Origin of the sequence: Leptotrichia trevisanii DSM 22070, assembly GCF_000482505.1 — a bacterium.
In the GTDB taxonomy this organism is placed as follows: domain Bacteria; phylum Fusobacteriota; class Fusobacteriia; order Fusobacteriales; family Leptotrichiaceae; genus Leptotrichia; species Leptotrichia trevisanii.
Map to the genome: position 1 here is coordinate 155837 of NZ_AXVL01000004.1, position 12270 is coordinate 168106.

Annotated in this window: 14 protein-coding genes; all 14 read right to left on the reverse strand. The window is 28.7% G+C overall.

Going from position 1 to position 12270, the window contains the following annotated elements; genetic code table 11:
- Positions 1-503 precede the first annotated feature (503 nt).
- Positions 504-2567 (reverse strand): DNA topoisomerase, encoded by a 2064-nt coding sequence (locus K324_RS0100765; protein WP_026747454.1) that lies wholly within the window; start codon positions 2565-2567, stop codon positions 504-506.
- An 85-nt stretch (positions 2568-2652) separates the two neighbouring features.
- A complete protein-coding gene (locus K324_RS0100770; protein ID WP_026747455.1) occupies positions 2653-3198 on the reverse strand; it encodes a C40 family peptidase in 546 nt (181 codons plus the stop codon).
- A 130-nt stretch (positions 3199-3328) separates the two neighbouring features.
- Entirely contained in the window at positions 3329-4036 is a 708-nt protein-coding gene (locus K324_RS15100; protein WP_084533509.1) for a transglycosylase SLT domain-containing protein, read from the reverse strand.
- An 18-nt stretch (positions 4037-4054) separates the two neighbouring features.
- Entirely contained in the window at positions 4055-5122 is a 1068-nt protein-coding gene (locus tag K324_RS0100780; protein WP_026747456.1) for a DUF4116 domain-containing protein, read from the reverse strand.
- 26 nt (positions 5123-5148) lie between these two features.
- On the reverse strand, positions 5149-5811 hold the full coding sequence (locus K324_RS0100785; protein ID WP_026747457.1) for a hypothetical protein: 663 nt from the start codon (positions 5809-5811) through the stop codon (positions 5149-5151).
- Positions 5798-6190 (reverse strand): conjugal transfer protein TraD, encoded by a 393-nt coding sequence (locus tag K324_RS0100790; RefSeq protein ID WP_026747458.1) that lies wholly within the window; start codon positions 6188-6190, stop codon positions 5798-5800. The genes K324_RS0100785 and K324_RS0100790 overlap by 14 nt, the downstream gene beginning before the upstream one ends.
- Positions 6174-6665, reverse strand: a complete 492-nt coding sequence (locus K324_RS14080) for a S26 family signal peptidase (RefSeq protein WP_146995855.1) — start codon at positions 6663-6665, stop codon at positions 6174-6176. The genes K324_RS0100790 and K324_RS14080 overlap by 17 nt, the downstream gene beginning before the upstream one ends.
- A gap of 16 nt (positions 6666-6681) precedes the next feature.
- Positions 6682-8121: a lytic transglycosylase domain-containing protein gene (locus tag K324_RS0100800; RefSeq protein WP_026747459.1), complete on the reverse strand. Its 1440-nt coding sequence runs from the start codon at positions 8119-8121 to the stop codon at positions 6682-6684.
- Between the two features lie 15 nt (positions 8122-8136).
- Entirely contained in the window at positions 8137-8487 is a 351-nt protein-coding gene (locus K324_RS0100805; RefSeq protein ID WP_026747460.1) for a hypothetical protein, read from the reverse strand.
- 21 nt (positions 8488-8508) lie between these two features.
- Positions 8509-9945 (reverse strand): type IV secretion system protein, encoded by a 1437-nt coding sequence (locus K324_RS0100810; protein WP_026747461.1) that lies wholly within the window; start codon positions 9943-9945, stop codon positions 8509-8511.
- A gap of 1 nt (position 9946) precedes the next feature.
- Complete coding sequence (locus K324_RS0100815; protein ID WP_026747462.1) at positions 9947-10309, reverse strand: hypothetical protein; 363 nt, start codon at positions 10307-10309, stop codon at positions 9947-9949.
- A gap of 292 nt (positions 10310-10601) precedes the next feature.
- Positions 10602-11312, reverse strand: coding sequence for a nucleotidyl transferase AbiEii/AbiGii toxin family protein (locus K324_RS0100820; protein ID WP_026747463.1), 711 nt, complete (start codon positions 11310-11312; stop codon positions 10602-10604).
- Complete coding sequence (locus K324_RS16195) at positions 11284-11760, reverse strand: hypothetical protein (protein ID WP_051354357.1); 477 nt, start codon at positions 11758-11760, stop codon at positions 11284-11286. Before K324_RS16195 ends, K324_RS0100820 begins: the two co-directional genes overlap by 29 nt.
- A 294-nt stretch (positions 11761-12054) precedes the next feature.
- Positions 12055-12270, reverse strand: a 216-nt coding sequence (locus K324_RS15930) for a hypothetical protein (protein WP_026747464.1), incomplete at its 5' end; no start/stop codon positions are given.

Sequence of the window (12270 nt, forward strand, 5' to 3'; positions counted from 1 at the left end):
CTTAAAACTTCTTTATTATCAATATCGTATTTTTTTAAATATAAATCTTTAGAAAAATCTTTTACAACTTCTTCTTTCCCTTTATCGAACTCAGATATTCCTGATAATTTTTGAAAAATTTCTCTATGCTCCGTTTCAAATTTCCAGAGTCTAAACTTGTCCTTTTCAGATACCTGTTTTGTTTGCGATACATCAAAAATATATGTCAATGTCCTTCTTCCTTTTTCTTGAATATACACAGGAATTCCTTTTTCTTTATACTTAACAACTCTGCCTATTTTATCTTTCCAAAAATCAAATTCAGCACAGGCTTTTGCATTCGGATTTATACAGTATATGTTAAGCTGAGCTGAAGCAGAATATTTATAGTTATTTCCCATTACTTTTAGAAATTTTTTATATTCTTTGATACTACTTTTTAATTTTTCATTTCCAGTTCTAATTACCCAATCAATTTTATGTTTTCCCATCATTACCACCTATTTTTTATACTTAAGCCCTTCTTATTGTTTTTTCTTTCTATTTACAGAATCCCCTTTTTCCAAATTTACATAATCTCCTTTTACCTTTATTGTAAAATATGCCTCGTATTCCTTCCCTTCCTTGCTTTTTAATTTTAATGGTACTTTATCGCCTTTTATTAATTTTTTTGCACTTGCTTTACTAATTTTCAATTTCTGGCCAAAATAATTAGTTTCTTTCCATAGATTAAAATTACATCCTGATTTATAGTTGCTACAGTAATAGCTCTTACTGTTTTCCAAAATATCCTTACTACATTTAGGACACTTTCCAATTATTTCTTTTTGAGATTTAAACGATTCTATTTCTGTATTATTACCTGTTTTTACTATTTCTCGTAACTTTTCTTCGGTATCCTTTAAAAGTTCATCTATCGTTTGCTGTCCATTATATATTTTTTTTAGAGATTTTGAAAATTCTATATTTTTTTCCTTATACAAATCAATATTAAGTTTATCTAAAAGTTCAATCAGTTTTATTCCCTTCTCCTCAATTGAAAAAGACTGTTTTTTCAAACTTAAATATCCTACTTTTATCGCCTTTTGAATAATTCCTGTACGTGTTGCTTCTGTCCCAATTTCAACACCTTCCAGCATTAATTTATATGTTTCCTCATCATTTTCATATTCCTGTTTCTCATCTTTACTGAATGGATTTTTTAAATAATTCGATAATGCCTCTTCAGTTACCTTTGCAGGCGGTGTCGTTACTTTCTCTATCGGTTTAAAATCTACATCAAATTCTTCTCCCTGTTTTAAATTAGGAAGTTTATTTTTAAATTCTATATTTTCAAACTTCAAAAATCCTGATTTTTCTACACTTTCCCCTCTCAACTGGAATTCTTCATCTCCAACATTTATTTTTATTACAGTCTGATTTATTATCGTGTCTTCTTTTGTAAAATTAGCCATAAACCTGTTTTTTACAGTTTTGTATATGATTTCTTCATCTTCAGATAAATTATCAGGAATTTTAGCTGTGATTGTTATAGCACTGTGGCTTTCTATTTTATCATCATTAAAGATTTTGCTATCTTTAAATTCCAATGCTTCTTCATTAAGACTATTTATAATACTTTTAACCCTATCTTTTTCATTTACAGATAAATACTCCGTATTTGTTCTTGGATAAGTCAAATACCCTTTTTCATACAATTCTTGAATAATTTTTAATGATTTATCAAAATTCATTTTAAATTCTTTTGACAGTTTACTTTGTAATTTTGACAAAGAGAATAATTTAGGAGGTGCTTTTTTAATTTGCTTATTTTCAATTTCTTTTACTTTTGCTTTAAATTGATTTAATTCTTCCGTTTTTTCCTTTGCTTTTAAAATTTCATCCTGCCTATATTTTAGATTTTGAATAGCAAGTTTAATACCATTTGTTTCAGATTCTAATATATAATATTTTTCTGAAACAAAATTTTTAATCTTCATATCCCTGTCATAAATATATTTTACTATCGGAATAAGCACTCTTCCTGCCTTAAACAAGCTCGAACCTTTCACAGTAAGCAGAACTGTTAAATTTATACCTAAAAGCCAATCTATATATGTTCTTGCAAGTCCCTCGTTATGTAAATTTTTATATTTAAGATTACTTTGAAGATCATTTACCGCTTTTCTTATCGTTTCCTCCGTCTGTTCAGGAAGCCACAATCTTTTTACAGGCTTATCTACCTGAGAATTTTTAATAATCAAATCTACAATTAATTGTCCTTCTCTATCTGCATCTCCACAATTAATTATCTCATCGACATCTTTTCTTTGTATCAATTTTTTTAATATTGAAAACTGTTCTTTTATTCCTTTATCTTTTTTTAGCCTAAATTCAAATTCAGGAATAAAAGGCAATTCAATATCGCTCCACAATGTTTTTTGTCCAATATAATCGTTTATATCTTTTAATTTGAATAAATGTCCATATGCAAAAGATATAATGTATCTATCGTTTTCAAAATATCCCTCATTTTTTTCAAATTTTCCCAATGCTTTTACTACATTTATTGCTAAACTAGGTTTTTCTGCTATTATTAATTTTTTCATATTTCCCAATCCTTTATCTTTTATTTCTCTAAATTTTCTAAAATTGCTGAATTACCTTACTTTCCATACTATTTCCTCCTGCATTTTATATAACCGACACTGCCCATCTAAATTTCTCTTGATAAAATCCAGCAAATTGAGATACAGTTACTCTTTTACTTTTTGAACTGGCGTGTATAAACTGTCTATTCCCAATATACATTCCCACGTGTGAAATTCTGCCTTTTTCCAAAGTTTCAAAAAACAGCAAGTCCCCCTTCTTGATATTGTTATGTAATTTTGGTTTAAATATTGACTGCTCTGCCGAAACACGTGGAATTGTAATTCCCAATGTTTTTTTAAACACATACTGCACAAAGCTGGAACAGTCAAAACTGTTATTTCCAGTTGCACCATATACATAAGGTTTTCCAATCTGAGTTTTTGCAAACTCTACAATTTTATATCTTATTTTTTCTTCTCTATCTCTACTATTTTTAATTGCATTATCTTTCTCATTATTTTCAATTATTTCTATTTTTTTACTGTTTTCAGTTATTAATTGTTTCTGAAAACTAATTTCCCCTTTAGAAAAAGATAGAAAAGAAATCATTGATATTCCCATTAAAATTTTTACAGCGTTATTAAACATTTTTCACTCCTTCAATTCTTGTTTCATAATTACTATTATTTTTTGCTGCTCAGTGTTTTTTCTCAAAACTTATGTAATGAAAAAAATCCACTGACCTAATTTTGATTTTCTCACGTGTGAGAAAATATGGCTATAAGTTTTTTATTTTATTGTATTTCTGAATTACTTTCGGTATATATTCCCTTGTTTCCTTTATCCCTTTCCAAGCATTGTTAGCCAATCTTCCACAGCCAGCATTATAGCAGACAAGCATTTTTGAAATACTGCCAGTTTTTTCATAATCCCTTTTTAAATGCAACACGCCTCCCTTTATATTTCCCGATATACTGTTATCCACTCCAAATTCTTTAAAATTAAAAGGCATTAACTGCATAAGTCCTCTTGCCCCAGCACTTGATACTGTTGAATGGTTAAAATGGCTTTCGGTATTCATAACTGCTAAAACTAAATACGGATTAAAGTTATATTCCCTGCTATATTTGAAAACATAGTCAAGTATACTTTGTATTTCATTCTCATTCAGCCTGCTGTTCTGTGTTTTAATATACTCAACAAGTTTTCTATTACCAATATTTTTTTGAATATGAGAAGCATTATTAATTTTTTTCACAAACTTATCATCATAAAATAATTTGTTACTTTGCGATTGAATATTGCTGGTATCTCCTTTAGGCAAGTCATCTAATTCTTTACTCTTGTCAGCATTACTATCCGTTTGTGTTTTCAACTTTTCAATTCTCTCCTGCTCAATTTTTTCCTTTTGTTTCTGAAAACTTATCTCTCCACCAGAAAAGGAAATTTTTGAAACTATCATAAGAAATAGTATGCACTTTTTCATTTATTATCATCTCCTCTACTATCTTTCAACTTCAATATCCTTATTCTTTATTCGGGGATTTGTATAATTTATCTTTATTTCTTCATAATCAGTTTTTCCATCCAAATCAGTATCTTTTGAATATGGGTTTGTCCCATATATAAATTTTTCTTCTCCGTCTGACAGTCCATCAAAGTCGCTGTCCCTGTATGTTCCCTTAATTTCCTCTATTTCCTGCTTAATATTTTCATCTCCATAGCTTAAAGCATCTTCACTTCTTTTCAGCACTTCGGTTACAACATCTTCATCCTTCTGCATTTCAGAACTTGCATATTGGTATGAATTAGGATAATTTTTTACAGATTCCATTACTATTTCCTTATCATTCTTCAATTCTTCGCTTGCAAATTGCAAAGCCCGTCCATCCTGTTTTACTGCCTCCATAACTAAATCTCTGTTATTTTTTAGCTTTTCGCTCGCATATTGAAGATTTTTCCCATTTTCTTTGACTTTTTTCATAACATACTTCTCATCATTTCGTATTTTCTCTGAAGAATAATATTTAAATGTATTTTTCCCTGCATATATTGAGGCTTCATACCATTTTTCCATTTTATCAGCCTTGTTTCTAAGTTCATTCATTTTGCTTTCCTCAATATATTTTTCCAATTTTTCATTAGTAATTGATTTTATTTCCTTTTTATCCTTTAACATCAGATATTCTCGAAGATACTCATTATCTTTATTTCTTTCAAGCATATTTCTAATTTTTTCCATTGTCTTGCTGTCATATTCACTTTTTACATACAGCTCAACATCCTCTTCAGATAATCCTTTTTCAAATCCTTTCCGAATTTCCTTCATCTGATTTACATCCAGTTTTTTCATAACCAATTTTTCCCATTTGCTGTCATCAAAATTATTTTTCCCCCGTTCCTGCAATATCTCTTCATTAAGCACAGGAGTTACACACAATTTAAACTGTTCAAGAGTCAAATTTGATTTTATCATCTTCCTTACTTCTATTTTTTCATCTTTAGAAAATTTTACCCCTATTTTTTTCAAATAATCTTTTTTTTCATTCTTTTGAAATACACTCAGTAACATTATTTCAGTCCTTTCATAAATTATTTTTAAAATTTTATTTCCCTTTTTGTTTCCTGCCCTTTTATAAACTTCTTGTAATCTATTATCAGATTATTCATTCTTATAAGTTCATTCACTCCGCCAACAATATTTTTAAATACAGCCTCGTATTCTCTTTTGCCCAATATCTTTAGATTTTTGTTTTTCAATTTTCTAAGTATCAGAACAGCCTCTAATTTATTTCTGTATATAAAGTCATTTTCATTCAAATATTCTTTAAAACCTAATTTTCTGTCTATTTCTTCATTTAATTTTTTTAGTTCATTTTCTTTTTCTGTTATTTTTTCACTCAATTTCTGCATTTCTGCTTCAATTTCATTTTCTCTGATTTTTAAGGAATCTTCCATTTCATATAATTTTTCTCTTCTATTTCGATAATTTTGTTTCTGTTTCTGTTCAAGCTGATATATTTTTTCATCATATTCACTTTCAATTCTCCTTTTTTCCTGATTATATTTCCTTTCCTCATCGTGTATGAATTGTTCAAGTTCTTCGGCAAGTTCAGATTTTATTTCAGATTTTTCTAATTTTACCCTTTCCTTTAATTCCTCACCTTCAAGTTCATTTGTCCTGTTAATTTCTTTTAGCTCTACTTCTTTAAAATCTTTGCTTTCTATACCTTCACTTTTCATCATTTCATTTAAACCCATTATTTTTCTCCAATCTTCGTTTTAGCATTTTTTTCTTTTCCTCTCTCATTTGAAACTCCTCACCTCCCATAATTTTACAATCTTTAATTTCTTCCTTACTTAAAAAATGAAATTTCATAAAATATCCCAGCAATGTTGCCTTATCTTCATTTAAAATATCTGCTATTTCAAGCAAGACTGCCATTTCAATCAGTTTTCTTGTCCTCTGTTTCCATTTCTCATTCTTTTCCGATGTATTTAGTCTTCTTGTATCATTTGCTATTTCTCTTCTGATTTTCCTTATTTTTTCATCTGTTTTGACTATTTTTTTATGTATTTCAATTTTCTCTTTCTCATTAGATTTCAATTTAAACATTTCATTTTCATATTCTAAATTCATATATTAACCTTGCTTTTTTCTCTATTTTTGACTTTTTTATTGCACCATAATATCTTCCATCAAATGTTCCTCTAACCTTAGATAAAGTCAAGACTTCGTCTTCTTTTATCTTGCCATTAAAAACAGGGGATATTTTTTGAAAAATTTCTCCATAATCCTCGTCATTTACATATATCCTGTTATTTTTTATCTCAACTCTGTCCTTATAGAATGCAGCAACAGGCTTTACCGATTTAAACGTTGTACCTTTTATGCTTGTCAAACCTTTATATTTATCATCCACCTCATAAACAACTAAATCCCCTTTTTTCAATACTCCATCAAATTTTTCCAGTTTATATATTCCTAATGGAATTGACGGTGTTACATTTATTACATAAATTTTTGACAACAGATGTAGCCCTGTGAATGTTATGACAAGAAATATTGATACAGAAAGCATTATCAAGTTAAACTTTTTAGTTCGTATATCCACAATTTCCTCCCACTTTTTAATTTCCTTTGGCAAGTGTTGTTGTTATCCTGTCAGCTTTATTCATTATAAAAGCCATTACCATTCCTACTGTGATAAACAAAAATATAGTTTCATATTTTAATTCCTTAAAAGTAACTTCCCCAAATCCTGCCGCATCCAAGTTTTTAAATACTATTCCTCCCAGTGCCATTATTACAACTATTTTAGTTCCTGTGAGAAACAGTGTTGTCAATGATTTATTTCCTAAGTCCCTTTTTGTAATCGAATTCACATCAAAAGGCAAAAATATCCAAGATAATCCCAATGCCATTCTAAACTGCAATACCGCCATCATCATTTCAAATATTATCCTTACCACAAAATAATACACAAGAATAATAACTCCTATTAACAATAACATTTTCCCAAGTTCTTCAAAAAATAGCCTTGAATCAGTAACAATATTGAAAAAATTAAAGTTTGATTCATTAATAATCTTTAAGATTTTCCCTGTTTCCCTTCCAGCTATTGCCCATATGCTGTTTAAAGTTACAGTTCCTCCACTGTTTCCCATAAAATATGAGCCAATTCCAGAAAATATTCCATATCCCATATCAATTAATGAAATTGCATTAGGTATAACATATGCCAGTATCGAAAATCTTATCATTATTCTGAGTAAGGACATCCATAAATTTTCCAACACATTTTTTACTATATAGCCATATAAAATCCACATTATTTCAAGAACTGTGAGTACACTTAACAGAACTAATAATCCAGGAGCAAGTTTACTGATTCCATCATTTATCATTCCTGCAATTTCTGACTGAACAGCATCCCAATCTACCATCAATGAAGAATTTACTGAAGCTGTTTTAATATTATTTCCTGATACTGTTGTTCCTCCTGTTCCAGCAGGAAATTGTGTCATATCAAGTGGAGATAGCCCTGCGGTGCTTGCAATCTTATTTCCATAAGCAGGAACTTTTTTAATATAGTTTGTTGTTTCACTGACATTTTTCCATCTGCCTGACTTAAAACATCCTGGTCCACAGTTATATGCGGCCGCCAAATCAGATAAATTTTTTATTCCATAATGTGAAGCATTTTTTCTCATCCAGTCAAAATATTTTACACCACACTCAATGTTGTATTCAATATTGTATAAATTTCCCGTACACCCCACTTGTGCAGCTGAAGAACCAGGAGTTACCTGCATTACGCCACGTGCATCTGCCCTATTTGCAGGTAAATTTCTAAAATTAGATTCCGCTTCAATAATTCCATATATATATGCTGGAGAGAAATTATACTGAGAAGACACCCGATTTACTGTATTCACTATTTTCTGAGCATCGCTTCTACTTGTTTTTCCACCTGAAGACTTTATTATATAATTTATCATTGCTTCATTATTTGCAGAAAAAGTTAAAAAAGACAGAAGAAAAAGTAAAATTATCACTATTTTTTTCATCCTGTTCATCACTTTCTACTTAAATTTTTGGTAATTATTATAAATGATATTTAATTTATCATCTACATCAACCATCGTCTTGTACTTTATATCCCAAGCTGTGTAATATGCCTTTTGTGGATAAGCCCTTTTATTATAATAATCCACCCTGAAAACTCCATTTTTTAATTTTACTAATTTCGCCAATAATTTAGGTGTATCCCAGTTATTATATAAATACAGTTCCCCATTTTTCAATTTTATTTCAAGCATACCCTTATATTCGCCTATAAGTTCCTTTTCGTGAAATTTACCATCAGTATGAAGTTTTTCTGAAAATCCCAATACTCCAAAAACAAATATCATTACTAAAATTATTTTTTTCATAAATTTTACCTCCATTAAATTTTAATTTCTTGCAAGAATTACTACTATATCATCAACTTTATTCATTAAAAAAGCCATTACCATTCCTACTGTTATATAAAGAAATATTGACTGAAATTCCAGTTCTTTAAAAGTTACCTCCCCAAAACTTGTTGTATCCAAATTCTTAAATATTATTCCTGATATTGCCATTACTACGACAATTTTAGTTCCTGCAAGAAAAAATGTTGTTAAAGCCTTATTTCCTAAGTCCCTTTTTGTAATCGAATTTACATCAAAAGGCAAAAATATCCACGATAGCCCTAATGCCATTCTAAATTGCAACACTGCCATTAACATGTGAAACAGTATTCTAATTACAAAATAGTATATTAACAATATTATTCCAAATAGCAATACTATTTTAGCCAGTTCTTCAAAGAATAATTGTTGATTAGTAACCAAATTCCAAAAATTAAAGTTTGATTCTCCTATAATCTTTAAAACTTTCGCAGCCTCTCTCCCTGCCACCGCCCATATGCTGTTTAAAGTTACAGTTCCGCTATTTCCCATAAAATATGAGCCAATTCCTGAAAATATTTCATATCCCATATCAATTAACTTAATTGCATTTGGTATAAAATATGCTAATACAGAGAATCTTATAGCGATTCTTATTAATGACAGCCATACATTTTCTATTGAATTTTTAGCTATATAGCCATACAAAACCCACATTATTTCAAGTACTGTCAATACACTTAAAAGAACTAGCAATCCAGGAGTCAATTTTCCCAATCCTTCATCTATCATTTGTACAAAATCATTTTGAATTGTATCCCATTCCACTATTAAAGACGATTTTGCAGAAGCAGATGACATGCTATTTCCACTTCCAATAACTGAACTTCCATCTGGCGTTATTACTTGACCATTATCATCAACTGGATTATAACCATTTAATCTTACCATTTCAGCATAAGAAATTGCTCCAGCAAAAGTTTTATCATTAGGATTTAAACATTTAGTATGTGGTGGTTTTTTGGGGTTTGATGTATGTCCCATTAATATTCCTCCATTACATTGCTTTGATGGATTCTCAAGAACTATTCCAGTATGTCCTATTCCTCCTCCAGCTCCACTTCTAGTAAAAAATAATGCATCTCCTGGTTTCAGTAAATTTACTTGACTTTTACCTATTTTTATATTTGTGGAATTAAACATCCCCTGTGAATTTCTTCCATTAGAGGCAGCACCTTGTTTAAATGTTATATTTCCTGCTTTATATACATCCTTGACCAATCCTCCGCAATCATTCACACCATCAAATCTGTAAGGAATCTTATTTTTTACCCAGTAATCATAAAATCTGTTTACCGCATCTTGTCTTCCCTTGGTAACGTTAAAATCTTTAGCAAACGATACTGTAGAGATTATTATTGTAATTAATATATATAACACTTTTTTCAATACAATCAACTTACTTTCTGCCTTTGTCTAAAATTTGTATAATATTTAAATTTCTACAGTCTACATTTACAAGTTTTTTGTATTTTATATCATATGCAAAACAATAATATTCTCTCTCAAATCCTTCTCCAGTATCAATCACTAGTTTTACTAAATACAAGTATTTATTTATTCTTGATACTGGACCATTTATAACATTATCTGCGACAAATTCAAGTTTACTTCCTTTTTTTACTATTTTAAAACCCAAATTTCCTTTCACACCAAAAGAACCTACTACTTTATCTAAGTGATCTCTACCATCAGTATTTAATTTTTCAGAAAATCCAATCATACTTACAGTTAACACCATTACTATAATTAATTTTTTCATTTTTATTCCACCTTTCAAAAATTTTAAGTACAAATGTTACTTTAATCAAACCTTCAGTCTATTAAGCAATGTCTGAAAATCCAAAATTTGTTATTTTATAATTTTTTCAAACTTTTTCTAAAAAAGCACAAAAAAAAAGACTAGAATTTTAATCTAGTCTTTATATATTTTACAAAATAGATTTCTTCATTTCACCATCACCTTTTTTTCCTTATATCTAATATCTCTTTTACTTCTTGTCTAAATATTTTCATTATTATCACTCCTTGTATCGTTCATATTTAAAATTTATTTATCTTTCTATTTCTTTATTCCTTTCAGAATTTAATTCCAAATTTTTATTTTTAGAATAATTGATAACTAAATTTTCAATCTTATCATACGTTTCTAAAACTATTTCTTCTGAATTTTTTGAAATATCCTTTAATTCATTTTTTTCAAATTCTTCCTTTAATAAATATGATAGAGTATCCAAATTTTTATAATCCATACGCTCTTTAAAGTCTATCAGCATATCTTTTGTAAATTTTTCAGGCTGTTTTTTCAAAAAATAGGACAAATCATAAAAATCTCTTATTTTATCCCTATCATTAAATGTTCTTATTTTCATCTTTAAAATTTCCTCTAATGAATAAACATTAACTCCTGCAATATTTTTATAATCATAAATTTTAGATTGTAAAAATTTTTTATTTCGGGAAGAAATTTCAATTTTTAAAGGATAGTCTCCATAATTATTTGTTGCTCCATAATCAACCATTACTCTAAAAACTGTTTCTGTATCTTTTTTTATGCTCATATTCCATTTATTCTGTCCAATAGTTTTTAATTTATTCAGTATATTCATATTTCCACTAATTGAATCCAAATCAACATCTTCTGAAAAGCGATCTAATCCGTAATATAATAATAAAGCTGTTCCACCTTTTAAAACATAATTTTCACCTAATTTTGGTAAAATTTTTTTTATTATGTCAATTCTGTCCTTTTGCCACTCTTTCATCATAAAGCTCCTTATCATTAAAATATCTTACAGTAAATTCATATTTAAGAAACTCATCCACTCTTGGATTATCCTTTATACTTCTCAGATACTGATAAAGCTGTTCCGTTTCATCTTCATTTAAAAAATCACTGCAACAGTTATGAAGCGAAGGTAACTGATAATCCTTCATTGTTAATACCAAATCTGCAATCGCTCTTGGAAAATTAGCAATATATACTTCCCTTTTACTTGGATAATCTATTGTTCTTTTCATTATTCCAGAATTTCCTAAAATATTTGTCGTATTATACAGATTTATTACCTTGTCTTTATCATAAGAAAATAAATAAGTTCTCGGATGCCAGTCAGCAGTATTTCTATTTTCATCAGGAATATTCAATGCTTCCCATCCAGATATATAACTTGTTGAAGAAGTTTTTGGTATTATTCTTTCATATAATTCCATTTTCCCACCTCATTTAAATTTTTTAAACTTTTTCTAAAAAAATGTCCTTCATATCTTTGATTTAAAACAGTTTTTATATAATGTTTGAAGTTTTATACCCAAAAAAATCAAATTGCGTATATGGAACTCTTAACCGCTTTAAAATTGATTTTATAATTTTAGTATTATTTTGAACAAATTTTTAGTTATTTCTCTAATGTAAGTATACCATATTTAAGATTTTTTTCAAATTTTATTTAAGACTCTTTCTCTAAAGACTAGATTAATATTCTATTGTCATTGTCCTTACATATTTTATTCCTCGCTGTCCTTTTCTCTCCTCATTTCAGATTCTGCAAAAGTCTCACTGTTACTATCCTTAGTTTCTTGTGATTTTATATTTTCTGAATGTTTTTGCGTGTCTTTATTTCCTTCATTTGTCTGTTTTTGAGAATCCTTATTCGAAGCTGTCTTGCTGTTATCACTTCTCATCTTTTCTTCAGCCTCTTTTGTATCGGCTGTTCTATCCGA

Coding starts and splice junctions, on each gene's coding strand:
- K324_RS0100780 (WP_026747456.1), bottom strand. CDS start 5,122: ATGTTACTGAGTGTATTTCAAAAGAATGAAAAAAAAGATTATTTGAAA.
- K324_RS0100770 (WP_026747455.1), bottom strand. CDS start 3,198: ATGTTTAATAACGCTGTAAAAATTTTAATGGGAATATCAATGATTTCT.
- K324_RS0100790 (WP_026747458.1), bottom strand. CDS start 6,190: ATGAATTTAGAATATGAAAATGAAATGTTTAAATTGAAATCTAATGAG.
- K324_RS0100820 (WP_026747463.1), bottom strand. CDS start 11,312: ATGAAAGAGTGGCAAAAGGACAGAATTGACATAATAAAAAAAATTTTA.
- K324_RS0100815 (WP_026747462.1), bottom strand. CDS start 10,309: ATGAAAAAATTAATTATAGTAATGGTGTTAACTGTAAGTATGATTGGA.
- K324_RS15100 (WP_084533509.1), bottom strand. CDS start 4,036: ATGAAAAAGTGCATACTATTTCTTATGATAGTTTCAAAAATTTCCTTT.
- K324_RS0100785 (WP_026747457.1), bottom strand. CDS start 5,811: ATGGGTTTAAATGAAATGATGAAAAGTGAAGGTATAGAAAGCAAAGAT.
- K324_RS0100765 (WP_026747454.1), bottom strand. CDS start 2,567: ATGAAAAAATTAATAATAGCAGAAAAACCTAGTTTAGCAATAAATGTA.
- K324_RS16195 (WP_051354357.1), bottom strand. CDS start 11,760: ATGGAATTATATGAAAGAATAATACCAAAAACTTCTTCAACAAGTTAT.
- K324_RS0100805 (WP_026747460.1), bottom strand. CDS start 8,487: ATGAAAAAAATAATTTTAGTAATGATATTTGTTTTTGGAGTATTGGGA.
- K324_RS0100800 (WP_026747459.1), bottom strand. CDS start 8,121: ATGAAAAAAATAGTGATAATTTTACTTTTTCTTCTGTCTTTTTTAACT.